This is a genomic window from Paenibacillus sp. FSL H8-0034 (assembly GCF_038000305.1).
Lineage (GTDB): Bacteria > Bacillota > Bacilli > Paenibacillales > NBRC-103111 > Paenibacillus_S.
Genome location: NZ_JBBOBS010000001.1, coordinates 5530592 through 5556950, shown reverse-complemented (window position 1 = coordinate 5556950; position 26359 = coordinate 5530592). Strand labels below are relative to the sequence as shown.

Below are 26359 nucleotides of genomic sequence, written 5' to 3'. Positions count from 1 at the left end.
AAAAAGAGTTTCGCGAGTACAATTCAAATATAGGAGCTTTTTTATAGGCAACAATTTAACGACAAAGACATATATCATAAATAGAGAAATGAAAGTCAGTTATTTTTTTTGGCTTAAAAGTTGCACATGGACAAAAGAATTAGCTGCGCACATCTTTTTCTGTTTATAGGATTGATTTGTGGTTAAATATATGAAGGGTGGATATAGAGAAGGCGGTGAGTGGATTGAAAAACAAATTAGAAAGCATACCTGAAGTAGAAGCTGGCTGGCGGCTTCCTCGTAAACAAGCCACATTGCCGGAAGTATTTCGTTCGATGAAGGTTCCTACCAAAGGCACCTGGTTTCGCAAGTTTCTGGCCTTTGTAGGCCCTGGTTATTTGGTAGCTGTTGGTTATATGGATCCTGGCAACTGGGCGACAGATATCGCAGGCGGTTCGTTGTTCGGCTACACACTGCTCTCGGTAGTTCTCATCTCGAATATGATGGCGATTCTATTGCAGGCATTGGCTGGCAAGCTGGGGATCGTAACTGGAAGAGATTTGGCTCAGGCCTGTAAAGACCACTACAGTAAGCCCGTAGCGATAATGCTCTGGATTTTGTGTGAGCTTGCGATAGCCGCCTGTGATTTGGCTGAAGTTATCGGGTCCGCGATTGCATTGTATTTACTATTTGGGATTCCCTTATTGTACGGAGTTATCATTACTGCACTTGATGTGCTGTTAGTTCTTCTGCTGCAAAATAAAGGATTCCGTTACATTGAAATCCTCGTCATTGTCCTTATAGTAACCGTTGGCGGATGTTTTGTAGCTGAAATCTTCTTATCCAAACCGGATTTTGGCGGTATTATGAGAGGATTCGTCCCAAGCTCAGAAATTATTACAAATCCGGCTATGCTTTATATTGCGATTGGTATACTCGGCGCTACAGTGATGCCGCACAACTTGTATTTGCATTCGGCTATTGTACAGACAAGAGATTTTGAGCAGACAGCTCTTGGCAAGCGTCAAGCGATCAAATATGCTACCTGGGATTCATCGATCGCCTTATTTTTTGCATTGTTCATTAATGCGGCTATATTAATCGTCTCCGCGGCGACATTCCATAAGGCAGGACTGTTTGACATCGCTGAAATTCAGGATGCTTATTACATGCTTACACCTCTATTGGGTACGGCTTTGGGCAGTATTTTGTTCGGAGTCGCTTTGCTCGCATCAGGTCAAAATGCAACTTTGACAGGAACATTGGCTGGGCAGATTGTGATGGAAGGCTTTTTGAACATTCGATTGCCTGCCTGGCTCCGCCGCCTGATTACTCGCTTAATTGCCATTATTCCGGCGGTTGTGGTTATAGCTTTGTATGGTGATAAAGGGGCAACTGATTTATTGATTCTAAGTCAGGTGATCTTGTCGCTGCAGCTTTCCTTTGCGGTAATCCCTTTGGTTATGTTTACAAGTGATAAGCTGAAGATGGGGGAATTTGCAAACCCGCTGTGGTTAAAAATATTGGCCTGGTTCGTTGCTGCAGTTATCGTCGTGTTGAACGCTTATTTATTAATTCAAACGTTTTTTGGTTGAATCGTTGAATCGATTTCAGAGCAAACCCGTGGAGGGATCCACGGGTTTTTGTGTATTTCGCGATTAAATACTATAACGATTTAGTAACTATTGATCACAAATAAATAGATAATTGCCATTAATACGCATCAATTTAGTTTATTAAAATTTTTAGTAAATAATTTTAGACTTGATTATAGATATTTCCTATGATAAAAATAGATTATTACTAAAACGTTACAGTGAAAGGCGGTGGAAGAGCTGGCGAAAATTACAATTAAGGAAGTTTCCATACGAGCCGGGGTTTCGATCTCGGCGGTATCCATGGTCATCAATCAAAAGAAAGGAATCGGTGAAGAGACCCGTCAACGGGTACTTAAAGCGATCGAGGATTTAAATTATACGCCCAATCGGTTTGCTCAAGGATTAATAACCAACAAAACCAATATGATCAATGTGGTCATCGCTGCCAACGAATATAACGATCTTATTAATCCCTTTTTTATCGAGATTATTAATCAGGTTTCCTTTCATCTGCAGGCAACACCCTATAAATTGCTGCTAAATGTGATCAGACAAAAGGACGAGGAGGCTTATTACCGTTCTGAGCTGGAGCAGCCGTCAGCGGATGGATACCTGATTTGCGGGTCCCGCCTGGAAAGCGATTTCTTTGTTCCATATATGCGCGAGCAGGAGCTGCCCCTGCTCATCATTAATCGGCAGCTGGTCCCGGAGCCCCTGTCCTCGGTAAGCCCGGATAACTTCAAGGGGAGCTATCTGATCACCAGGCATTTGATTGATCTTGGTCATAAGGACATTGCTTTCATAGGAAAAATGAACAAAGTCAATGCGCCCGAGCTTCGTGAGCAGGGTTACTGCTATGCGATGAAGGAAAGTGGGCTGACGGTTCGTGAAGAGTGGATTATGGCCTCAAGCTATGATCAAAAATCAGGATATGACGGATTCCTGCAGCTTTGGAAGCGTTGTCTGGCGGAAGGGAAATGTCCGAGTGCTGTCGTGGCAGGTAATGATTCCACGGCGCTTGGTGTTATCGAAGCGGCCCGCGAGCTTGGGCTGCGTATTCCAGAGGATCTTTCATTGACGGGCTTTGACGGTATACCGAACCTGCATCTGTTGGACCCGCCACTGACAACGATACAAATTGATTTTAAGGATATGGGACTGAAGATCGTCGAGAAAATTACGAAAATGCTGAATGGATTAACGCAGCCGGAGCAAATTCTGGTGGGCGTGCAGGTCAAGGAACGGCGTTCGGCTTTATTGCTTCCGCAATCCTAATTGACGGTGACAATAGGCGGCTTGCCAGCTGCTTAATGATCATAGCTTCATCAGAACAAACAGGGAGGTTTAAAAGACAAATGATTACAAAGAAAAACCGTTTGCTGTTCATGCTGGCAGGTACGATGCTGCTGGCCAGTGCATGCTCGGGTCCTGGCGCTGCGGGACCGTCTCCTGACGGGTCCAAGGACGCAGCTGCTTCCAAAGGGCCGGTCAAGGTAACGATGTGGTTGACACCGATCGTGCCGGAGGAAACGCTCAAGGAACGGATTGCCGCTTACAATGCTTCGCAGACTGAGGTACAGGTCGACCTGACGGTTCTCGATTTTGCCGCGGGACGCGAGAAAATCAAAGTAGCCATATCCGGTGGCGCCGGTCCTGACCTGTTTTATATAGGCAACGGACTGGACCAGGCGTATATTGACGCCAAGGTTCTGCTGCCGCTGGAGGATGCCGGCTTTACGAAGGAGGAGCTCGGCAGGTTTAACCCGCTCATCGGAATGAATGCCGATCAGGGCAAAATTCTTGCAGCGCCGGTATATTACGATGCCTACATGCTTTATTACCGCAAGGATGTGTTGAAGCAGTATGGATTTGAGGCTCCGCCTAAAACTTGGGAAGAACTTAAAAGCGTTGCGAAAGCGATTACAACGAAGTCCGGCGGTGCTGTTATGGGCTATCAGCACAAGGGTGGAGACGATCATTTGAATGCGATCAATTTAACGTGGCAAACCTTTCTCGATCAGGCGGACGGTCACTACATGGATGTGAAAACCCGCAAGTCGACATTGTCCAGCCCCGAAGGCAAGCAGGCTTTGGAATATATCAAAAGCTTTTACGACGAAGGTATTTCCAAGACCGGGCCAAGCGCCGTCAATGGATTCCGGGAAGGCAAGGTCGCGATGTTCGAGTTCGCGCAAAACGTGATTGATTTTGATAAATACATCACCGACGAGAATATGAAAGGCAAGTGGGCGATAGCTCCCGTGCCAAAGGGCCCCAAATCCGGCGCCTCCTACGCAGGCGGTCAAGGGATAGCGATCAATGCCAAAACCGCCCATAAGGAAGCGGCCGGCAAAGCTTTAAAATGGCTGGTGCAGCCCGCCCACATGCCGATATGGATGAATAACGGCCACGGGATTCCGGCCTATGATCTGGATAAGGTCGATGCCGATGTCAAAGCCAAGGTTCAGGAAGTCATAGACAAGGACAAGGAGAACTGGGAGGCGATTCTGGAGCAGGTTAAACGCAATCGGCCGGATTTAATGGTCGAGCAGAGAATGGCCTATACGGCCCGCTGGGATGCCCAGAAAAAACTGCTGATTGCGGCATTGGGAGGTTTTAAGCCGGTGGATGAGGTATTAAAGGGACTGGATGCCGAGGTTAATCAGGCGCTGCAATGATAAGCGGCTACTTTAAGTCAGTCTGTGCGCGGGTTCTTTCCACCGAGTCGGCGTGCAGGCCATATGAAAAGGAAGTGGGAAGGTGCTATCAGACACGAGGCGGCAGCTGCTGCTGGGTTACTTGTTGCTGTTTCCGACGCTGCTGTTTGTGATCCTGTTTATTTACGGACCGATGGCTCAAGCCGTATATTACAGCTTTTATAAGTGGGATTTATTGGGGAGCAAACAGTTTGTCGGTATTCGAAATTATGATTTTTTGTTTACACAGGACCTTGTTTTTAAAACAGTCATCTGGAATACAATTGTTTATACTTTTTTTAATGTGCTCGCCACAGGCGTGCTTGCGATGGCCGCAGCACTGCTTATGAAGGCGGACCTGCCGGGAATCAAATGGTTCCGCAGCCTAATCTTTACCCCGGTTGTTGTACCTATGGCCGTTATGGGGCTTATCTGGAAAATGCTTTATGAGCCGCAGTTCGGGGCGATCAATTCGATCATCAAGCTGCTGGGTTTTCAGCCGCAGCCGTTTCTGTACAATCCTGATCTCTCGATGCCCGCGGTCATGCTGGTCAGCGTCTGGAAGGAATTCGGCCTGTACGCGATCATTTTATTCGGAGGTCTGCAAAACATATCCAAGGAGCTGTATGAGGCGGCTTTTATCGATGGAGCGGGCAAAATCAAATCGTTTTTTTCGATCACCCTGCCGGTGCTGCGGCCGATATTCTTTTTTGTGATCACGATGCTGCTGATCAGCTCCTTCAAAATTTTTGATCATATTTGGGTGATGACCGAGGGTGGACCGGGCAATTCCACATCGGTGCTGGTCACTTACATTTACGTGAAAATATTCAATTCGATCGGGCTCGCTTCAGCCGCTTCCGTGGTGCTGTTCGCCCTGGTGCTGCTGATTACGCTGGTGCAATACCGTGTGATGGGGAGGGAGCAGTAATGCACAGACATGCGTTGAAAATGATGCAGATTGCTCTTGTCCTCCTGTTTATCATCTTTGCCTTCTTTCCGTTTTATATGATGCTCAAAAATTCATTGGAGCCCTATGCCAAAATTGTATCGCTCGATTTTCATTTTCTGCCCGGCAGCGGCTTTTATTTTGAAAATTATTTGCACATCTTCAGCCACTATCCGGTCATTCGATGGCTGGGCAACAGCCTGCTCGTATCCGGGACGGCCATCGCGGCGAACCTTGTATTCGATACCGCAGCCGCCTTTGCGTTAAGCCGATTGCAGTTCAAGGGCAGGAGCGTGATGTTTCTACTTATATTGAGCACGCTGATTATTCCGATTCATGTCATTATCGTCCCGCTTTATATGCTGATCGTCAATATGGGTTGGCTGAACACGTATTGGGGCCTGATCGTTCCTGTGATGATAAGTCCATTCGGCATCTTTTTACTGCGCCAAAGCTTTGTGCAAATCCCGAAGGAGCTTGATGAGGCGGCCCTTATAGACGGAACGAGCAGGCTCGGTGTGCTCTATCGTATTATTTTGCCGAACAGCCTTCCGGCCCTGGGTACGCTCGTCGTGATCAAATTTATGTGGATCTGGGGCGATTATATGTGGCCCTCGCTTATTATCCAGAACGAAAAGCTGCGAACGCTGCCCGTCGGCATCGCTTCGTTTCAAAATTCCGGCGGCACAATGGCCTGGGATATGGTCATCACCGGATCGGTTATTGCCGTGGTGCCGATTATCATCATGTTCGTTTATTTGCAAAAGTACTTCATCAGCGGTCTGACCGAGGGTGCGGTTAAAGGTTAGGATTCCTTGAACAAGAATTCGTCAAATTCAGGTCGCCGGACAAATTCCCGACTTGTACTAAGGAAATGAACAGACATAATAGAGGAGTGGAAGCAAAATGAGTAACGAGTTGGTTTATGATGTAGTGGTTGTCGGAGGAGGACCTACCGGGACGGCCGCGGCTATTGCTGCTGCACGCTCGGGAGCCAAAACACTGGTGGTCGAGCAGCTTGGATTTTTGGGCGGTATGGCCTCGGCCGGTATGGTAGTGCCGCATTTTGAAGCGGAGCGCTGCGGCATTTCATTGGATATCGTAGATAGATTAATGCTGCTTGGAGGATGGGGTTCCAAGAATTGGGAAATATCCTATGATCCCGAGCTGTGGAAAATCGCATCCGAGCAGCTGGTTATTGAAGCGGGAGCCCATATTTTGTATCATTGCAGCCTGTTGAATATTGAAATGAATGAAACAGAAATAGAAAAGGTGATTTTTCATTCCAAAGCGGGTCCGATTTCAGTAAGCTGCAAATTCGTAATTGATAGCACCGGTGATGGCGATGTTGCTTATATGGCTGGGGTGCCTCATGAAAAGGGGAATCCGGAAAACGGCAAAATGCAGCCGATGACGATGATGTTCCGCCTCGATCAGGTTACCTATGAGCAGTTCAATGAAACCCAGCTGTATGAAGATGTCATGGAGGCAAAGCGGCATACGGATGATTCTTACACGCTTCCCTATAACCGCCCATGGGTAATCGGGCTTCCCCAGGAAGGGCATGTCGCACTGATGCTCAGCCATATTTTCGGTGTAGATGGAACGAATCCTTGGGATTTGACGAAGGCGGAGATTGAAGGCAGAAAGCAGGCGTTCGAGGCCTGGCAGTTTTTGAAAAAGCATGTGAAGGGCTTCGAAAATTCAAATCTGGTAATGACAGCGCCTCATATCGGCATCCGTGAAACGAGAAGATTTACCGGAGAATACATCATCAATCGCGATGATATTGAAGCCAACGTGCAATTTGCGGATTGTATCGCCTTGTCCAAATTCCCGATCGACATCCATGAGCAGAACGGCACGCAAACGAATATTCGGATCAAGGTGCCCTATGGAATTCCCTACCGTTGCCTGCTGCCGCTAAAATGCGATAATCTGCTGCTCTCGGGCAGAAATATATCGGGCAGCTATGAAGCGCATGCCTCATATCGCGTAAAAGGCGTTGTTATGGCATTGGGGCAGGCGGCGGGTACGGCGGCAGGAATAGCGGTAAAAGAAAAAACCGGACTGCGCTCGATTGATGTATCCAGGCTGCAGGCTGAGCTGCAGCAAAACGGTGTGAATCTGGGGATTGAAGGAGATGTGAATGAGCGGAGCTATCGCAATTTTCCGGTAGGCTGCCGATTGTTTGAATAGCAACTTGATAGCCTAATAACGACAATAAACAAACAACCGCCTGTGCGTTTACAGGCGGTTGTTTGTTTAAAATCTGCGTAGAGCAGGAGTTGCATTCAATTTCGAAATCCGCTACTTCAAAATATCATCGATCTGTGCAAGCTCTTCCTTGCTAAAATCAAGATTGGACAAGGCTGCAACATTTTCGACAATTTGACCTGGACGGCTTGCACCAATGAGTGCAGAGGTCACTCGACCCTCGCGCAGTACCCAGGCAAGAGACATCTGAGCAAGGCTTTGGCCGCGCTCCTCGGCGATCTTATGCAGCAGGCGAATCTTGGCTACCTTTTCCTCTGTGACTGCATTCTCATTAAGCGCGCCGGTTTCCTTGGCTGCTCTGGATTCAGCAGGGATGCCCTTCAAATATTTACTTGTCAACAAGCCTTGAGCCAGTGGGCAGAATGCAATACTGCCTGTACCATTTTGGGCGAGCACATCCTGCAGGCCGTCTTCAACCCAACGGTTAAACATAGAGTAGCTCGGCTGATGAATAAGCAGCGGTGTGCCCAACCGATTCAGAATAGCAATCGCATCAGAGGATTGTTCAGCCGTATAGCTTGAAATTCCGACATACAATGCTTTTCCTTGTCTGACGATCTGATCCAATGCACCCATGGTTTCTTCTAACGGGGTATTGGGATCAAAACGGTGGGAGTAGAAAATATCGACATAATCCAAGCCCATCCGCTTCAAGCTTTGATCAAGACTGGAAATTAAATATTTTTTACTTCCCCATTCGCCATAAGGACCCGGCCACATCCGGTAACCCGCTTTGGAGGAAATTATCAATTCATCGCGGTAAGGTGCCAAATCGGTTTTCATCATTTGCCCAAACATTGCTTCAGCCGAACCTGGAGGCGGGCCATAGTTGTTAGCCAGGTCAAAATGGTTAATTCCTAAATCGAATGCTGTTCTCAGCATGGCTCTGCCATTTTCATACGTATCCACACCGCCAAAATTGTGCCACAACCCCAATGAGATCGCTGGCAGCAGCAGTCCGGATTTGCCGGTTCTGTTATACTTCATAGTTCCGTAACGTTCTTCGTTCGCTTGGTAAGGCATTGTTATCCTCCTTGAAAGTTCGCATATTTCCATAGAAAGCGATCTTGCTTATCTAGTATAAGTAAAAAAGTCACCCATGGAAAGTACTGAGATTAGATTGCCTAAGTATCACAAAGGTAAGTAGCTCTGCTCAGAAGCTCATAATCCTAAAATTTAATTTATAATTAATCATACGCTGACGCCTGATTTATCAGGGGTCGGCTTTTTGTGTTATTCGATTTATGTGCCAAGAAATGATAAAGTGTATCTGATAACGATCACATGCGATTGGTGATCAGGATGGATATAAAGGAGACGTTGGATTGATGTTATTTTTTATGTTGTTTTTGCTGGGGATGGGTTCTTTTTTTAGTCTTGCACTTGTTTTCTTTTTCCAACGTAAAGTGAAGCTCGGTATATTATTATTTCTGCTGGCTTTAGCGACAACCTTCTTATTCTATTACTCGATTTATTTGGGCTGGATTGATGTTCCGAAGTAATCTTAATCCGCATACAGTATCCTAAAAGGACACATATCCTGCAGGAAGGACAGGGATCTGTATGAAGTCTGCCATACCAAGACGTAGAACGAAAAGAAAAACTTCACAACCGATGAAGCCCTATTTGAAAACCATGGAAGTCAAAGGTTTATACCGACCTGCCGATGAAGCGGAAATAGCGGCAGAAGCGCCAGCAGCCGCAGCGGCTTCTCAGGGGTTTTCCTTGGCGAGTGCCTTTGGCGGCATAGATAGTATGATTGCAATGATGGGAAAAGCACAACAGATGTTCAAATTATTTCAACAGATGACTCCGATGTTTAAAATGTTGAACTCGCTGGGTGGAGCGAAAGCTTTGACGGCAGGATTGGCTAAATCGAGAAGTCATATTTATCTGGGACGTCGCAGAATCAATTCCCGCAAAAGACTGTCTGTCAAAAAATGATTAAACCTTCACAACATCCATAAAAAGTGAGCAAAAAAGGGTGCGAGCAGCGCCCTTTTTTTCGTTTTGAGCTCGATAACTTACCTCAAGGTAAGTTAGTGGGATGAGCGACACGCCTTATATTTTGGTTGCGTTTTCGTTATGATAGAGTAGGAGGTGTTGACAATGATTAAAGGAATTGGGCATTTGGCGTTGACCGTACAGGATATGGAGAAATCGCTTCATTTTTACTGTGAGGTGCTTGGTTTTAAGAAAGCCTTTGAAATTCATGATAATGATGATTTGCCGTGGATTGTATACATTAAAGTGTGCGGCGGACAATTCATTGAGCTTTTTTATGGAGGGCTGAATAAACCGGAGCGAGTCGAGAAGCCAATCGGATTTAACCACCTTTGTCTGGAAGTTGATGATATCCACGAAATCGCCAATCATTTGAAATCGCAAGGAATTACTCTGGATGTCGAGCCCAAACAAGGGAAAGATACCAATTACCAATGCTGGGCCAAGGACCCGGATGGCAACCGTATTGAATTCATGCAGCTTGTACCGGGTTCAGCGCAGCTGAGAGCTTAATTAATCTCTAAGGAGGAACGATGATATGCAGCAGCGGAAATTAGGAAGATTAGGCTACGACAGCTCTGTAGTTATGTTCGGAGCAGCCAGCCTGGGTGCTGTCACACAGGAAGAAGCGGACGCGTCCATTGCTTATGCGCTTGAGCATCATGTCAATCATTTTGACACAGCTGCAAGCTATGGGGAAGCTGAGCAGCGGATGGGTCCCTGGATGCCCAAGATCAGCAAGGATATATTCCTCGCCACAAAAACGGGTGAGCGCACCAAGGCGAAAGCCAAGGAGCAAATCTACCGGTCATTGGAACGGCTGCAGGTGGATCGGGTTGATTTGCTGCAGCTTCATGCTGTGGGGACGCTTGAAGAGCTGGACAAGTGTACGGCACAAGGTGGCGCACTTGAGGCGCTGCTGGAAGCCAAGGATGAAGGGATTATTGGAGCGATTGGGATTACAGGCCATGGACATCAGGCACCTGCTACCCATCTGGAGGCGCTGCGGAGATTTCCGTTTGAAACCGTGCTGCTTCCTTTAAACTATGTTCTGTATTCGCTTCCAGAATATCGTGAGGGCTTTGATCGACTGATGGAGGAAGCGACTAAACAAAATACGGCACTACGTGTCATCAAAGCGATCGCCAAGGGACCCTGGGCGGAGCATCAGCAGCGTGGCTATGCTACCTGGTATGAACCGTTTGACAACCAAGAGATCATTGATGCGTGTGTTCATTTTGTGCTCTCTTTTCCAGCTATATCAGGATTTGCGACGGCTGGCGATGTACATCTATTTCCGAAAATCGTCGATGCAGCAGAACGGTTTGGTTCGATGAACGATGAACAGGCAGCTCGGATTTTAAGTGCCATTAGCGATTATCACTCGCCTTTCGGTGCACCGACCTCGATAGGTTGAAGGCTCATTAAATGCCTTGATTATAGAAGGACGGGGAACCCAATTCCCGATCCTTTTTTTTTACGTATAAAATTGTATTTTGTCATGGATATAGTGTAAAATGACGGTAGTCACTAAGACAATGGAATTCAGGTGAAGATTCGCTTCACCGTCATGTTAGCTAAGTTCTAAACTCCATGTGGAAAGTAGGAAATGAAGTGAAATTTATTCAAGTGCAAAAATCCGGTGCGCTAAAAGGTGCCGTATCCATACAAGGCTCTAAAAACAGCTCTTTGGCTCTGTTAGCCGCCTCCTGCCTGGCAGATTCAGTAGTCACATTGGACGGCATTCCGAATATCGAGGATTTGCGCGTGATTCGTCAAATCGGTCAGGACATTGGACTATACATTGAACGACTACCTTCCGGCGAACTGCACATGGACCCGAGACAGCTGCACAGTGCTGTTATCGATCCGGGCAAGGCTTCGGCATACCGGGCTTCATATTATTTTGTAGGTGCCTTGCTGGCTAAATTCGGCAAGGTTACTGTTGGTTTTCCGGGTGGCGATGATTTTGTTTCGCGTCCGATTGACCAGCATATCAAAGCGTTCCGATTGCTGGGAGCTGAGGTTACTTTTCATCAAGACCACTATGTTGTTGAAGCGAAGGAACTGCGCGGAGCCGACATTTATTTTGATATGATTACATCTGGAGCCACGATTAATACGATGCTGGCAGCTGTCAGAGCAAAAGGCAAGACGCGTCTGATGAACGCAGCTACAGATCCTGAAGTTGTGGATACGGCCAATTTCTTGAACATGCTGGGGGCCAAGATTGTTGGTGCCGGTACAGATCAAATCCGTATCGAGGGCGTTCCTTATCTGGGCGGTGGCGTCTATCAGGTCATACCCGATCGTTTAATTGCGGGTTCTTTTCTCATGGCTGCAGGTATGAACGGAGGCAGTATCACAGTAAGAAACGTAATTCCAGAGCATTTGGGTTCGTGCACGGCCAAGCTTCGCGAAATCGGGATCGAGATTGTCATCGATGATCAGAATATTACGGCGCATTCGACGGGCAAGCTGCGTGCGACACGGATCCGAACGGGAATGTATCCGGGGTTTGCAACGGATTTGCAGCAGCCTTTTACGGCATTACTGCTTCAATCACTTGGCAAAAGTATTGTGACTGAACGTGTATATCCGAAGCGGTTCAGCCATGTACAGCAGTTGAAAAGACTGGGAGCGCAAATTGAGGTGCGTAAGGAAAGTGCATTTATCAGAGGCGGCTTGCCTCTTCAAGGGAATTGGGTTCACGCAACGGATGTAAGAGCGGGTACATGTTTGCTGTTAGCTGGATTGGCCGCTGAAGGGACAACCCGGATCACCGGCATCGAGCATATTCAGCGTGGCAATGAAAATGCGATTGAGTTGTTTCGCTCGCTGGGAGCCAAAATCTCATTGGAGCAAACCGATGAAGGAACAGGCCAGCACGAGGTACAGGCTCCATACATAGGATAAGCAACTCGGCTGTTACCGTTGACTATATCTATTGTAATATATGAAGTTTTTAATCGTAACGGATGAAATGCGCAGGGGATGATGAAATGATGCTGGAACATACGTTATTGAAGGCGGAAGAGGTTGCTGTAGCTGCTGCACGGGAAGCTGGGAATATTGCACGCCATTTTTTTGCCGAAGGTTGTAGTATCGAAGAGAAGGGCGAGTTCAGTGATGTGCTGACTGAAGCCGACCTGAAGGCTGAGAAAGCGATTCTGGAGCGTCTTCATCAGGCGTTTCCTGATCATCGGATACATAGTGAAGAGAATGGGTGGTCTGGTGTGGACAGCGACTGGCTATGGCTGGTCGATCCGCTGGATGGAACGAATAATTTTGCTATCGGGATGCCTTTGTTTGGTGTCTCTGTGACCTTAATATATCGACAACAGCCAGTTCTTGGTGTTATTTACGATACGATGCAGGACAAGATGTATGTGGCCAAGCAGGATCAGGGTGCAACTTGTAATGGTGCAGCACTGGAGCTGCAGGTACGTCCTCTATCCAAAAGACTCACGATTGGCTGGATTCAAGGACATGCGGTGCAGAACCATGCAGAAGCTATTCGTTTACGCAGGCATCTGGAAAGCAGTTCCAAACGGATGCTGCGGCTGTGGGCGCCTACCTTGCAGTGGAGTATGCTTGCAAGAGGGCACATTGACGGGATCATTTTGTACAATTCGGAAGGCGATGATCTATACTCCGGTCTGCTGCTTGTGCAGGAAGCGGGGGGCTTGATTATGGATTTCAAAGGGAATCCTTTTAAGGGAATGAATCCCGAGCCTTATCTGGTTGCATGCCATGCTAGCCGCAAGGATGCTTTGCTGCAAATGGTCAATGATGGACTGTATACTCTTGCTTAGGGGGTGTGAGGATGTTATTGAAAAAAATAATGACGATGAGTATTGCGGGAGCTTTATTGCTAAGCGGAGGTATAGCTGGCGCGGCAAATGCTTCAGCCACTCAGGGAAGTACAGGGGCTTCGACGGGATCGGCCCAGAACCATGCAACTGCCAAGGCCAAGAAAGGCGAAGTGCTCAAAAAGCTGCAGGCTCAAGCCGTCAAGCTTGGTATTGATCCCAAAGATAAAACGGCCAAGCAGCTGACAACAGCTATTCAAGCGAAGAAAAAGGCGGAAGCGGCCAAGCTTGAACTAAAAAAACTTCAGAATGAGGCAGCCAAGTTAAAAATTGATCCCAACGGTAAAAAAGCAGCTGAACTCAAAGCAGCCATTAAAGCAAGGAACAGTGAAACGGTGTCTGAAACAGGTAAGACAACGAAGAAATAACCCGCAATTAGCGATTGTTAAGGACTGTTGAGGGCAGTAGCTCCCATACAGTTTCTTTTTCTTTCTGCTTACCCTTCGTTATTCCAAGTCATTCATCAGGTGCAAGATTCGGAGGTGTATTATGAAGAGCTTGCTCAGGGGAATGGTTCTGTTTTATCGTAAATTTATTTCTCCACTTAAACCGCCAACATGTCGTTTTTACCCGACCTGCTCCCAATATGCCTTGGATGCCCTTGAACTGCATGGACCTGCTCAAGGTTCCTGGCTGGCGGTTAAAAGAGTATGTAAATGCCATCCTTTTCATCCAGGTGGCATTGATCATGTTCCGCCCAAATTGTAGTTGATTCATTTGACTGATGTTTACCGGCCCTTCTCTTTCTTGAAGACTCCTAACAGGCCAAGTGTCAATAGCGAGACACAACCTACGACCATCATCGACAAAATCATATATACGAAATCCATCATCTTATAATCACCTCTGCTTATCAGCTTATTACTTAAGTATTACCCAATATTAGAAAGAAAAGTGCGCACCGATCAAAAAATATTATAGGGGAATGCCGCAGCTTTGTGAGTCATGGACTTACGGGCTTGACAGTCGATGTATTGTTAGTTATATTTGGCTTAATCTATATTTGTCTATCCGATGAATGGAAAAGTACTTTGCAGAGTGTCATACAGAGAGCCGGGGCAGCTGAAAACCGGTTGACCGAAGTAAGGGAAGATGGCCCAGGAGGATATGAGGGTGAGCAGCAGAAGCTTGTAATTAGGCGGGCTCTGTATGTAAGCTGTCATCGTAGTTCCGGCGTTAACGGAAAGTCGCAACATGACTACTGAGCCTTGATGATCCGGATGTATCGGATTGCGGGGGAAGTTGGGTGGTACCGCGTGAGCACAAGCTCTCGTCCCAAGCTGGACAGGGCTTTTTCTGTTTTTTTACGAAGTAAGTTTGTTTCACAAACGAGTAGACGCTTACGAAGTAAGTTTTCTACGAAAACTTTTAGGAGGACAAACCAAATGTCGGATAAACAAAAAACGTTTTACTTAACCACCCCGATCTACTACCCAAGTGATAAGCTGCATATCGGTCATGCCTACACCACTGTCGCGGGGGATGCGATGGCCCGTTATAAAAGACTGCGCGGTTACGATGTCATGTATTTGACAGGTACGGACGAGCATGGGCAAAAAATTGAGCGTAAAGCGCAGGAAAAGGGTGTCACTCCTCAACAGTTTGTAGATGAAATTGTTGGTGGCATTCAGGAGCTGTGGGGAAAGCTGGATATATCCTACGATGATTTTATTCGTACAACTGAGCCGCGTCACAAGCTGTCGGTGGAGAAGATTTTTGCTCAATTGATGGAGCAAGGCGATATTTATTTAAGTACCTATGAAGGCTGGTATTGTACGCCCTGTGAATCGTTCTTTTTGGAAAACAAGCTCGTTGACGGTAAATGTCCAGACTGCGGCCGCCCTGTAGAGCTGATTAAGGAAGACAGCTATTTTTTCCGGATGAGTAAATATGCGGATCGGCTGCTTGAGTACTATGAGCAGAACCCGGATTTTATTCAACCCGAATCACGTAAAAATGAGATGATTAATAACTTTATCAAACCAGGTCTGGAGGATCTGGCGGTTTCTCGTACGACCTTTGATTGGGGTGTCAAGGTGCCCGGTGACCCGAAGCATGTCATCTATGTATGGATCGATGCCTTATCGAATTATATAACAGCACTTGGTTACGGGGCTGAGGACGATACCAAATTTAAAAACTACTGGCCAGCAGATGTACATCTCGTCGGCAAAGAGATTATTCGCTTTCATACGATTTACTGGCCCATTATGTTGATGGCGCTTGACATTCCGTTACCCAAAAAGGTGTTCGGACATGGCTGGCTGCTTATGAAGGATGGCAAAATGTCCAAATCCAAGGGCAATGTTGTAGATCCGGTTACGCTGATTGATCGTTATGGGTTGGATGCCCTTCGTTATTACCTGCTGCGCGAGGTTCCATTTGGCTCAGACGGCACGTTCACACCGGAAAGCTTTATAGAACGGATAAATTTTGATTTGGCGAATGATCTGGGTAATTTGTTAAGTCGTACCGTGGCGATGATCGAGAAATATTTTGACGGTATTCTGCCTGCATATGTAGCTGGAGCTACCGAGTTTGACTCGGTTCTGCTGGACACGATAAGCCAGGCAGCGATTAAAGTAGAAGAAGCAATGGAGAAGATGGAGTTCTCCGTAGCGTTGAGTGAAATATGGAAAATGATCAGCCGCACCAATAAATATATCGATGAAACCCAACCTTGGACTTTAGCCAAGGATGAGAGTAAACGTGACGCTCTGGGATCCGTCCTGTACGTACTGGCAGAATCTCTAAGAATTTCATCCGTAATGCTGCAGCCTTTCTTGACCCAGACTCCACTAGGTATTTGGCAGCAGCTTGGGGTCAGCGAAGAAGCTCAGCCTGCCTGGGATACGATCCATACGTTTGGACTATTGCCTGCCGGTATTCGTGTAGCTAAAGGAGCAGCGCTATTCCCTCGACTTGAAGTGGAGAAGGAAGTAGCTTACATTGCAGAGGCTATGGGTGGAGGCTCAGCAGCCAGTACTGAAGCAACTGGAGCAGAACAAGTGGCGGTGGGAACGAAGGAGCAAGCTTCCAAGCAAAACGCCGGCAATCAAACCTTTGCCGTTAAAGGATCAGCCACAGCGACCCCAACTGCAAATACAGATGAAGCGGCTGCTGAAATCTCCATCGATGATTTTTTCAAGGTTGAGCTGCGTGTTGCAGAAGTTTTGGCTGCTGAACCGGTCAAAGGGGCAGATAAGCTGCTGAAGCTTCAACTGGATCTGGGAACCGAACAGCGTCAGGTCGTATCGGGAATTGCCAAATTTTATACGCCAGAGCAAATGGTTGGACGCAAGGTTATTTGTGTCACAAACCTGAAGCCGGTCAAGCTGCGCGGCGAATTATCTCAAGGAATGATTTTGGCTGCTTCTCACGGAGACCAATTAACACTTGCTACAATTTCTGATGCACTTCCTAACGGATCTGTGGTAAAATGAGGAATGTTCACGTTAACATTATCCAAAGGAATCCCAATATCAGGAGGCATTCAATACGATGCAAAACAAAGATGGAATGAATTACGCCCCTCAGGGCAAACCGAATCCGGTTGTAGGTAAGGGAGAATTTCTTTTTGCTGCTGTTGCTTTGGATCATGGTCATATTTATGGAATGACTAATGGATTGATCGAAGCAGGTGCAGAGCTGGTTGCTGTATATGATCCAGACCCAGCCAAGGTAGCTGCTTTTATCAGTAAGTACCCGCAAGCCAGAGCAGCCGCTTCCGAAGCGGAAATCTTGAATGATGCTTCGATCCAATTAGTTGCAAGTGCAGCTATTCCATCGGATCGCTGCGCATTGGGACTTCGCGTGTTGGACTCAGGCAAAGATTATTTTACAGATAAAGCGCCATTGACTACTTTGGAGCAGCTGGAGCAAGCTCGCGCAAAGGTTAAAGAAACCGGCCGTAAATATATGGTGTATTACAGCGAGCGTCTTCATGTAGAGAGTGCAGTATTTGCAGGGCAATTGGTTGAGCAAGGTGCGATTGGACGTGTTGTTCAGGTTATCGGCTTTGGACCTCACCGTCTGAATGCACCATCGAGACCGGATTGGTTTTTCAAATTTGATAACTATGGTGGTATCCTGTGCGATATCGGCAGCCATCAAATCGAGCAGTTCCTGTTCTTCACTGGAGCGAAGGATGCCAGAGTAGTTAGCAGTAAGGTAGCTAATTACAAGAACAAGGATTATCCGGAGCTTGAGGATTTTGGCGATGCTACCCTTGTGGCTGATAATGGAGCAACCAACTATTTCCGTGTTGACTGGTTGACACCGGACGGACTGGGTACTTGGGGAGATGGACGTATGACCATTCTTGGTACTGAGGGATATATCGAAATTCGTAAATATATTGACATTGCCCGTGATCCAAGCGGCAACCATCTATATCTGGTTAATCAAGAGGGCGAAAAGCATTTTGCTCTGACTGGCGAAGTAGGTTATCCTTTCTTCGGACAGCTGATTCTGGATTGCATCAACCGTACCGAAAATGCGATGACACAAGAGCATGCTTTCAAGGCAGCAGAGCTTTGTATCAAAGCACAGCTGCAAGCGGAGCGCATTGAAACTGCTTAAGAAATAGAATATGAACCTAAATTCAAAGCATCCTTCTGTGGACAAGTCCCGGAGGGGTGCTTTTTGCTGTTTAATCGTAATAATTATTAACAGTTGACAAGCCGAGGAAGTGGAACGTATAATCTAAACTGCTAATGAAAATTATTACGATTTACATAAAGGGGATTATGGAATGATTTTTAGAAAAAAATGGTTGTTTTCAATGCTGATTATTGCTGGATTATCGATAGTTATGGCCGGATGCGGAGACTCCAAAGCTGCGCTTTCTCCAGATAAAATAAATGTCGTAGCCAGCTTCTATCCGCTCTACGACTTCACGAAAAAAATCGGTGGCGATCATGTGAATGTGATCAATTTGGTTCCGACAGGGGTTGAGCCGCACGATTGGTCCCCCAAGGGACGCGATATGCAAAATATATCCAGAGCGCAAATGTTTCTTTATTTGGGCGCTGGCTTTGAAGGCTGGGTCGATGATACCTTAAGCAGCTTGCAGAAGGACTCCAAAGTCACAGTGGTCGAAGCCAGTAAAGGTCTATCATTGATCGAGGCGGCCGAAGAAGAGGTTCAAGAGGCTAACGGAAAAGCAGACAGCCACAATCACACCACCACTGAACACGGTCATGTCGACCCGCACGTTTGGTTGAGCCCTCTTAATGCCAAGCAAATGGCGCTTACGATCAAAGATCAATTGGTGAAACTCGATGCTGTTCACAAGGCGGATTATGAAGCGAATTATACTAAATATGCTGCACAGCTGGATCAATTGCATAATCAGTATAAGCAGGCATTAACCCCACTAACGAAAAAGCAAATCGTCGTAACTCATCAATCGTTCGCTTATTTAACGAAGGAGTACGGTTTAACACAAAAGCCGATTATGGGCCTCTCTCCAGATGCAGAGCCGACCTCCAAGGGACTTCAGGATATTAATGAATTTATCCGGACGAACAACGTTAAGTACATTTTCTTTGAAGAGCTCGTATCGGATCGTTTGGCCAAAACGCTTGCCAAGGATGCCAAGGTAGAGACGATGGTGTTGAATCCAATTGAGGGATTAACGGATGAGCAGACGAAAGCAGGGGCCGATTACATCTCATTGATGGAAGTTAATTTGAAAAATTTAATAAAAGCATTACAATAGAAGAAAGAGACAAGGAAAACCTGTGATAAAGGAGCTTGCACTTATGACTTCTATGGCTGCTGACCCCCGGTGTCATCGTAGTATCATTGAGATCGATGATGTCGTTTTTTTCTATGAACAAAAAAAGGTGATCGAGCATCTGAGCTTCTCGGTATTGGAGCGTGATTTTGTCGGACTTATCGGTTCTAATGGTGCAGGGAAAACAACGCTGCTCAAGATGATTGTCGGTCTCCTGAAGCCGACGCAAGGTGAGATCCGTCTGTTTGGCGAGCCGGTATCTTCTTTTAGCGATTGGCACCGAATCGGTTATGTACCGCAGAAAAACTCCTTTAATCCGCTGTTTCCTGCTACCGTGCGCGAGGTTGTACAGTCCGGTTTATATGGCAAAAAGAATATGTTCAAACGGATTAGTAAAGCCGAGCAGCAAAAGTGCTCGGATGCACTGTATGCCATGCGGATTGAGGATTTAGCTGATCGCCGTATCGGTCAGCTCTCAGGAGGGCAGCAGCAGCGGGCATTTCTTGCCAGGGCACTGATCAATAACCCTGAGCTGCTTATACTGGACGAGCCTACGGTAGGGATTGATGCCCAGACACAGGCAGACTTTTTTCAAATGATTAGGCATATGCACCAGCACCATCATATTACTTTTTTAATGGTATCTCATGATATGGATATGATACAATCCTATCTGGGTGCGGAGCCCGTAGATAAATGCGGCTCTTTATCTTTTTATGTGAAGCATACGCATGAGCCGGAAAATTGCCTGGAAACAAATTTGACACATTCGATTCATAAGCTGCGTGAGCAGATAGAAGTTCCAAGTTAACAGATCGTCGCCAAGCTGGGAGAGGAATTTGGGTGGATATATTTTCGGAATATTTTTTTCAACGTGCTCTTATAGGCGGCTTATTGATCGGACTGACTGCGCCGCTAATGGGCATATTTCTCGTGCTGCGGCGGTTGTCCATGATTGGAGATACACTTGCTCATGTATCGATTGCAGGGGTGGCTCTGGGCTTTCTGATTAACGTGTATCCGATCGGAGTCGGGCTTGTGTTTGCTTTATTGGCTTCCTTCGCAATAGAGCGTCTTCGTAAAGCCTACAAGACGTATGCGGAGCTGTCCATTGCCATTATTATGTCGGGTGGGGTGGCTGTAGCGACGCTGCTGTTTACATTGGGCAAAGGCTTTAATATGAACGTCATGAGTTATTTTTTTGGCAGTATTTACACGTTGGATGCGACTGATTTGTGGGTGGTGTTCGGGGTAACGGTTCTTGTGGTGGGCGTGATTGCGTTTAACTATAAAGAACTGTTTCTGATGTTCTTTGATGAGGATGCTGCTGGAGTCAGTGGATTGCCGCTGCGGTTTTACAATATTATGATTACGATGATGACAGCACTGGTGATTAGTGTCTCCATCAAAATAGTAGGTGCGCTGCTCGTATCCTCCTTGCTGACCATACCTGTAGCCTGTTCTTTGCTTGTTGCCAAAAGCTTTCGTCATTCCTTATTTTGGGCCATACTCTTCTCGGAATTGGCTGTAATCGGAGGTTTGCTGTCTGCGGGATTGTGGGATCTGGCACCAGGCGCTACAATCGTATTGTTCCTCATTGCACTGCTCATTATTATTTTGTTTATTAAAAGGGGTTTGCGTTTATAGGATTTGTGAAAATGAACGGTTCGCTCTTAGGAGGTTAAGTGTTGGAAGTTAATTTATGGATAGCCTTATGGGCTGGGTTCGCATCATTTATATCACCTTGCTGCTTGCCGCTGTATCCGTCTTATTTGTCGTATATTACGGGCATATCGGTCAGTGAACTCAAAAACGCGAATTCCTCTGCCGGTGTACGTAAACAAACGGTGCTACATACGTTATGCTTTATTCTCGGATTTTCGATTATTTTCTATAGCTTGGGCTGGGGAGCTGGGCTCGTCTCCAATTTCTTTGCTGATTACAAAGGCTTATTGCGTCAAATTGCAGCATTGATGATTTTACTGATGGGATTATTCCTGTTGGGGATTTTTCAACCGCAATGGCTAATGAAGGAACGTAAGCTGCAGTGGAAGCTGAAGCCTGCCGGTTACTTGGGTTCTGTGTTGATCGGTATCGGCTTTGCTGCCGGATGGTCACCTTGTATCGGGCCAATTTTGTCTGCGATTCTTGCGCTGGCTGCAACCAATCCCGACTCCTGGCTGCCGCTGATTACCGCGTATTCGCTCGGATTTGCCATTCCATTTCTTGTGCTTTCATTTTTTATTGGAACGACCAAATGGATATTGCGCTATTCTTCGTTAATTATGAAAATAGGCGGGGGGCTGATGGTTGTTATGGCGATCCTGCTGTACACGGATCAAATGACGCGAATCACCATCTGGCTCAATCAAATTACCCCCGACTGGCTTAAATTTTAAGTAAAATAATCAATATTGGCATTCGGGAACTTATCGAATATCTGATCAGTAATAAACTCGCGCAAAGCATTGGCTTGTTCATCAGGGTACACATATTTTCCTTGACCGTAACGACCCCATTTGTATTTGCGTTTGGTCTCATCAAGCTCCAGCTTGGTTTTGGGATACCGCTGTTCGATTACTCTTTTGGCGGTTTTCGTAAAGCGGTGCTGGATCAGCTCAAAGGTCAAATCAGAGGTTGCTTCTTCGGGAAGCGCCTCTTTTAATTTCTCCAGCAGCTCCTGATATCCAGTTTCCCAGCCTTCATGCCAAATAATTGGTGCTATAATAAAACCAAGCGGATAGCCGGCTTTGGCGACCTTGCCTGCCGCAGTGATGCGCTCTGCGAAGCTGGATGTTCCAGGCTCAAAATTTTTGATTACATAGCTCGCATTGACGCTAAATCGGAACCGGGTATGTTTATTATGATTCGCATCAAGCAGCGGCTCTACATGGTGAAACTTGGTTACAAAACGTAGTCTGCCCAGCGGCTCGTTAGCCATAAATTCAATCAATTCCTTCAAAGAGCCGCCAATATGCTCAAGTCCGACAGGATCGGAAGTACAGGCTGCCTCAAATCGGGTAATTTCCGGTGCTCTTTCTTCGATATATGCTTTGGCTGCCTTCAAAATATCGTCGGTATTTACATAAATCCGAATATAAGGTTTGGCACCAAGCGTTGTTTGAAGATAACAATAATGACAGTGGGCCATGCAGCCTGTCGCAATCGGAATTGCGTATTCAGCGGATGGTTTGGATTGTTCAAATTTTAACGTTTTCCGTATCCCTACAACAAGTGTTCTTTTGGCGATTTTGTATTTCTCCAGCTCGCTATCTCCCGGCAGGTTCGTGATCCGATTGTGGGAGGTTGTCATGTGTATGGGCAGACCTTGCTGTTTGGCCCATTCCAGAATTCTTTGCCCTTTGGGGTAATTAAGAGCGTCTGGTTCGAAATATACGAGTTCAGGAACAAATACTTTAGTTTGCCGTGGGCCAGGTGTTAACAGTTCGGTAGACATGGTACACCTCCTGAAATTTTGCAAGGAACAAGACGGCCAGTGCTTATACTGAAACATGAGTCAAGGATCGGATGGTCAACACAATTACGGAATTTTGCATAAGATATAGAGATTGATAGATGACTCAACTTGCTTCGGTAATGCGGCTATGTTATAGTAAAAAGCGCTTATGATGACCTTAGTGTGCTTCTTATAGCTGGAGTTCATTCTACAAAAGTGGATTTACTTCTTGAAATCAAGCAGGGTCATTGATGATGTACGGGAGGAACATAAATGGCTACACCGAGTATGGAAGATTATTTGGAGCGTATTTATAAACTTATTGATGAAAAAGGTTACGCTCGCGTATCTGATATTGCTGAGGGACTAGAGGTCCATCCTTCATCCGTCACCAAGATGATACAAAAGCTGGATAAAGACAATTATTTGGTATATGAGAAATACCGTGGACTGATTTTAACACCCAAAGGGCATAAAATGGGTAAACGATTAGTTGCCCGACACGATCTGTTGGAGCAATTCTTAACGCTAATTGGCGTATCCGAGGATACGATCTATAAAGATGTTGAAGGTATTGAGCATCATCTTAGCTGGGATTCGATTACCTGCATTGAAACTTTAATCGAGTATTTTAATCGCGACCCCAAGCGCGGCGAAGACTTGATGAAGCTTAAAAAAGAAATGGACGAGACCTAAGGTGAAGAAGGTCAGTGAGTATGCTCCGCTGCGCGACCGAAGTGTTCTTCCGATCGCTGTTGTTTATGGAATTCCTGATTGTATGAACATCTATAGGTAGAATTTCATGAACAAAGGCGAACGCTCCGCTTCTACAGAACACCACGATCACTCCGCTTCTTACTCACTGAACTTCTTCTTGGTAAAAAGAAGAAACATGCAAAAAAGCATCCGGTAATTTCGGATGCTTTTTTTGCATGCTTGCACAAGAATAGCGCAAGAAACCACACCACACCGCATATACTTACTTTTTATTACTAAGTTTGCTTTACCAAACGGGTACCAACGAATAAAAAAGGAGGACGATACAAAGCAGTCTATCCAGCTATCACTAGAAAATCAGCAGCCACGCGAATCCCGCAGGGACAGCAAAGGCTGCGCCCCGAGAACACGAAAGCACGGTCCAGCCGGCACCCAGAAAAGCAACAGTCAAGCGTGTCCCGTAGGGACGAAAGCGCCCCGAGAACACGAAAGCACGGTCCAGCCGGTACCCAGAAAAGCAGCAGTCAAGCGTGTCCCAGAGGGACGGAAGCGCCCCGAGAACACGAAAGCAGGCTTACGATCCAAGGGAGTCCAGAGGGCAAAGCCCTTTGGGGCCCTCCCTTAGGGAGGGTTTGGGAGGGGGGAATCTCATGAAAATCAATGCAGTATTTGAAGGTGGTGGAGTCAAGGGTATAGCATTGGCTGGGGCCGTTTCAGCAGCAGAAAGCAGGGGGATCGAGTTTCACCAGGTAGCGGGAACATCATCAGGGGCTATCATAGCCGCTCTGGTGGCATCTGGTTACCAGGCTGAGGAAATGAAAGCCATTATTGAAGCGACCCCATTTAGAGCCTTCCTGCAGCGTTCCAAGCTATTTGACGCGAAGGTAGTCGGGCCGGCTGTTCGTCTCTTGTTAAAAAAGGGGTTATATTCGGGAGAAGCTTTGGAAAATTGGATGCATAAGCTGTTACTGGCAAAAGGGATTCGTAATTTTGGCGATTTGAAGAAGAACCAGCTAAGAATTATTGCATCAGATATTTCGCAGCGCAAGCTGCTGGTGCTCCCCGATGATATTGCACAATATGGGATTGATCCACAGCATCTGGCCATCTCCAAGGCTGTTAGAATGAGCACTAGTATTCCTTATTTTTTTGATCCTGTGATTATACGCAAAACGCCAGATAAACGATTGCCCAACGAGACCTTTGCTGAGCAATTTGTTTATGTTGTGGATGGGGGACTGTTAAGTAATTTTCCACTATGGATCTTCGATCATGATGATGTCCCAGCACTTGATTCTATGATTCCGACTGTGGGCTTCCAGCTTGTAGGCAGAGGCTCAAGCAAGCCTAATACGATCTATGGTCCTTTAACGATGTTCAAGGCACTTTTTTCAACGATGATGGATGCTCATGACGAGCGTTATATTGAGGAGGTCAATCGATTTCGGACGATTAAAATCCCGACGCTTGGGGTAAGTATTACACAATTTGATATTGCTCTGGAAACAAGCAGGCTGTTGTATGACTCTGGCAGGCAGGCAGGGGAACGATTTTTCGACAAATGGAGGTTGAACGATTATAAGCAGGATTATGTACAGCATGTACTTCGCAATAATAAAGCGATAATCATTTAAAGAACGGAGAAAGCTGCATATAAGGAGCGCACGAAAGCTGGGCATGATTAGATGGCAAAATAAAAAACGGCGAGAAGCTCGCCGTTTAATGATATTTGGGAGGCTCATCCGAGTTTCCCTTATTTCCGTTGATGACACGAAAGGTGGCATCCCGGGTACGTCTTTCTTTTCCTTTGCCAAAACGCGGTGAGGTCGTCTTACTTTTGCCCCATTTGTTGGGTGGGTACTTCAGTAACAGGAAAATGACGCCGAACACGACAATCGGGATGATCAGCTGGTAAGCCATTGAGGCAACACCTATCAAAGCTAATCCCAGAATAATGTAAGTTGCGACAGAATAACGGCCAGATTTCATTACGTTTCCTCCTTAAGAGTTTTCGTAGAAAACTTAGTTACTTTACAGTTAGAGCTTGAGCTTCCTGATCGATTTCTCTCATCCGGTTAAAGGATGCAATGGAAACTTCTACCTGGGAATTATCAGGCTGCTTGGTTGTGAGCATTTGCAGCCACAATCCTGGATAACCCAGATAACGCAGGACAGGCACTTCACGCAAGCTGTTGGTGAATCGAAGGACCTCGTAAGAAACACCAATGACTACAGGAAGTAGCACAATCCGCTGCACGATGCGCTCAATAAACGAATCGTAAGTGAAAAATGAATAAATGATGACACCCACGAGCACAGTGAACACGATAAAGCTGCTGCCGCAGCGATAATGCAGCGTACTGAACTTTTGAACATTGGCGACGGTTAGATCCATGCCAGCTTCATAAGCACTGATTACTTTGTGCTCGGCCCCATGGTATTGAAACAGACGCTTGATCATCGGTGTTAAGGAAATAAAATAAATGTAGGCTACCAGTAAAATGATTTTGATCAGGCCTTCAATTAAATTATGTCCAATCTGGTTGTGGAATACGTTAGCAAACAGCAGCTGCTCAATAATAGGAGGAACGAGGGTGAAGACGAACTTACCAAATACAAAGGACAGCACGCCGACAACGGCAACTCCGAGAATCATGGACACCCGTCCAGCCATGGATTCCTTCTGTTCTTTCTTCACTTCCTGAGGGTCCTGTTCACCTTCGGCAAATGATTCTGCTGAAAAATTCAAATGCTGTGCGCCTTTGGCACTTGCTTCTACAATACCTACAATACCACGGATAAAAGGGATCTTTTTTAAGACTTGAACCCACCCGATCTCTTTCTTTGGAACTTCTAAATATTGAATGGAATTATCTTTTCGGCGTACCGCCGTAACGTGTACAGTTCGACCTGCAAACATAACTCCTTCGATTACGGCCTGACCTCCGTAAATTCCACTTGGCTGCTCTTTTTGCGACACGATCTGCACCTTCTTTTGTAAATGATGAGTGAGGTTTCTTCATTATTGTATCGGATTCAAAGAGAGAAAGCTACTATCGTTTAGTTAACA

26 protein-coding genes are annotated in these 26359 nt (G+C 46.2%); 22 read left to right on the top strand and 4 right to left on the bottom strand.

The features are described from left to right. Positions 1–224 precede the first annotated feature (224 nt). From NST47_RS25165 to NST47_RS25140, 6 genes are all read left to right on the top strand, one after another. A complete protein-coding gene (locus tag NST47_RS25165) occupies positions 225–1574 on the top strand; it encodes an Nramp family divalent metal transporter (RefSeq protein WP_341157576.1) in 1350 nt (449 codons plus the stop codon). Positions 1575–1805: 231 nt separating this feature from the next. After that, entirely contained in the window at positions 1806–2852 is a 1047-nt protein-coding gene (locus tag NST47_RS25160) for a LacI family DNA-binding transcriptional regulator (RefSeq protein ID WP_341157575.1), read from the top strand. A gap of 80 nt (positions 2853–2932) precedes the next feature. Then, on the top strand, positions 2933–4255 hold the full coding sequence (locus NST47_RS25155) for an ABC transporter substrate-binding protein (RefSeq protein WP_341157574.1): 1323 nt from the start codon (positions 2933–2935) through the stop codon (positions 4253–4255). An 82-nt stretch (positions 4256–4337) separates the two neighbouring features. Next, positions 4338–5204 (top strand): carbohydrate ABC transporter permease, encoded by an 867-nt coding sequence (locus NST47_RS25150; protein ID WP_341157573.1) that lies wholly within the window; start codon positions 4338–4340, stop codon positions 5202–5204. Then, on the top strand, positions 5204–6031 hold the full coding sequence (locus NST47_RS25145; RefSeq protein WP_341157572.1) for a carbohydrate ABC transporter permease: 828 nt from the start codon (positions 5204–5206) through the stop codon (positions 6029–6031). Before NST47_RS25150 ends, NST47_RS25145 begins: the two co-directional genes overlap by 1 nt. Before the next feature lie 97 nt (positions 6032–6128). Beyond that, positions 6129–7421, top strand: a complete 1293-nt coding sequence (locus tag NST47_RS25140) for an FAD-dependent oxidoreductase (protein WP_341157571.1) — start codon at positions 6129–6131, stop codon at positions 7419–7421. Positions 7422–7532: 111 nt separating this feature from the next. On the opposite strand, the gene mgrA is transcribed toward NST47_RS25140, so the two are convergent. Further along, complete coding sequence (mgrA, locus tag NST47_RS25135; RefSeq protein WP_341157570.1) at positions 7533–8522, bottom strand: L-glyceraldehyde 3-phosphate reductase; 990 nt, start codon at positions 8520–8522, stop codon at positions 7533–7535. A gap of 305 nt (positions 8523–8827) precedes the next feature. Between mgrA and NST47_RS25130 the strand changes: the two genes are divergently transcribed. From NST47_RS25130 to NST47_RS25065, 14 genes are all read left to right on the top strand, one after another. Continuing rightward, positions 8828–9001 carry a hypothetical protein gene (locus tag NST47_RS25130; protein ID WP_179097439.1) on the top strand — a complete coding sequence of 58 codons (174 nt, stop codon included), beginning with the start codon at positions 8828–8830 and terminating at the stop codon, positions 8999–9001. A 133-nt stretch (positions 9002–9134) separates the two neighbouring features. Next, entirely contained in the window at positions 9135–9443 is a 309-nt protein-coding gene (locus NST47_RS25125; protein WP_341157569.1) for a hypothetical protein, read from the top strand. A 165-nt stretch (positions 9444–9608) separates the two neighbouring features. Next, complete coding sequence (locus NST47_RS25120; protein ID WP_341157568.1) at positions 9609–10016, top strand: VOC family protein; 408 nt, start codon at positions 9609–9611, stop codon at positions 10014–10016. 25 nt (positions 10017–10041) lie between these two features. Then, positions 10042–10920, top strand: a complete 879-nt coding sequence (locus tag NST47_RS25115) for an aldo/keto reductase (RefSeq protein ID WP_341157567.1) — start codon at positions 10042–10044, stop codon at positions 10918–10920. Between the two features lie 176 nt (positions 10921–11096). Continuing rightward, a complete protein-coding gene (gene murA, locus NST47_RS25110; protein WP_341157566.1) occupies positions 11097–12419 on the top strand; it encodes a UDP-N-acetylglucosamine 1-carboxyvinyltransferase in 1323 nt (440 codons plus the stop codon). Positions 12420–12505: 86 nt separating this feature from the next. Then, a complete protein-coding gene (locus NST47_RS25105) occupies positions 12506–13318 on the top strand; it encodes an inositol monophosphatase family protein (RefSeq protein WP_341157565.1) in 813 nt (270 codons plus the stop codon). A gap of 11 nt (positions 13319–13329) precedes the next feature. Then, entirely contained in the window at positions 13330–13743 is a 414-nt protein-coding gene (locus NST47_RS25100) for a hypothetical protein (RefSeq protein WP_341157564.1), read from the top strand. 121 nt (positions 13744–13864) lie between these two features. Further along, the gene (gene yidD / locus NST47_RS25095; protein WP_341157563.1) at positions 13865–14083 is read left to right on the top strand and encodes a membrane protein insertion efficiency factor YidD; all 219 of its coding nucleotides are present in this window, start codon (positions 13865–13867) and stop codon (positions 14081–14083) included. A gap of 677 nt (positions 14084–14760) precedes the next feature. Further along, positions 14761–16818 carry a methionine--tRNA ligase gene (metG, locus tag NST47_RS25090; RefSeq protein WP_445667399.1) on the top strand — a complete coding sequence of 686 codons (2058 nt, stop codon included), beginning with the start codon at positions 14761–14763 and terminating at the stop codon, positions 16816–16818. A 58-nt stretch (positions 16819–16876) separates the two neighbouring features. Then, complete coding sequence (locus tag NST47_RS25085) at positions 16877–17956, top strand: Gfo/Idh/MocA family protein (protein ID WP_341157561.1); 1080 nt, start codon at positions 16877–16879, stop codon at positions 17954–17956. 172 nt (positions 17957–18128) lie between these two features. After that, the gene (locus NST47_RS25080) at positions 18129–19097 is read left to right on the top strand and encodes a metal ABC transporter substrate-binding protein (RefSeq protein ID WP_341157560.1); all 969 of its coding nucleotides are present in this window, start codon (positions 18129–18131) and stop codon (positions 19095–19097) included. Positions 19098–19140: 43 nt separating this feature from the next. Then, the gene (locus tag NST47_RS25075; protein ID WP_445667398.1) at positions 19141–19926 is read left to right on the top strand and encodes a metal ABC transporter ATP-binding protein; all 786 of its coding nucleotides are present in this window, start codon (positions 19141–19143) and stop codon (positions 19924–19926) included. 32 nt (positions 19927–19958) lie between these two features. Next, on the top strand, positions 19959–20762 hold the full coding sequence (locus NST47_RS25070; RefSeq protein WP_076230009.1) for a metal ABC transporter permease: 804 nt from the start codon (positions 19959–19961) through the stop codon (positions 20760–20762). A gap of 38 nt (positions 20763–20800) precedes the next feature. Next, a complete protein-coding gene (locus NST47_RS25065; RefSeq protein ID WP_341157559.1) occupies positions 20801–21514 on the top strand; it encodes a cytochrome c biogenesis CcdA family protein in 714 nt (237 codons plus the stop codon). Here the strand turns inward: NST47_RS25065 and splB are convergent. After that, positions 21511–22572 (bottom strand): spore photoproduct lyase, encoded by a 1062-nt coding sequence (gene splB, locus NST47_RS25060; RefSeq protein WP_341157558.1) that lies wholly within the window; start codon positions 22570–22572, stop codon positions 21511–21513. The genes NST47_RS25065 and splB overlap by 4 nt on opposite strands. 273 nt (positions 22573–22845) lie before the next feature. Here splB and mntR point away from each other — a divergent pair, with 273 nt between their 5' ends. Together mntR and NST47_RS25050 are read left to right on the top strand one after the other, a co-directional pair. Continuing rightward, the gene (gene mntR / locus NST47_RS25055) at positions 22846–23268 is read left to right on the top strand and encodes a transcriptional regulator MntR (protein ID WP_076230012.1); all 423 of its coding nucleotides are present in this window, start codon (positions 22846–22848) and stop codon (positions 23266–23268) included. A gap of 671 nt (positions 23269–23939) precedes the next feature. Next, positions 23940–24923, top strand: coding sequence for a patatin-like phospholipase family protein (locus NST47_RS25050; RefSeq protein ID WP_341157557.1), 984 nt, complete (start codon positions 23940–23942; stop codon positions 24921–24923). 85 nt (positions 24924–25008) lie between these two features. Here the strand turns inward: NST47_RS25050 and NST47_RS25045 are convergent, their stop codons facing one another. Next, positions 25009–25278: a hypothetical protein gene (locus tag NST47_RS25045; RefSeq protein WP_341157556.1), complete on the bottom strand. Its 270-nt coding sequence runs from the start codon at positions 25276–25278 to the stop codon at positions 25009–25011. Between the two features lie 37 nt (positions 25279–25315). Continuing rightward, positions 25316–26269, bottom strand: coding sequence for a DUF1385 domain-containing protein (locus NST47_RS25040; RefSeq protein ID WP_341157555.1), 954 nt, complete (start codon positions 26267–26269; stop codon positions 25316–25318). Positions 26270–26359 lie beyond the last annotated feature (90 nt).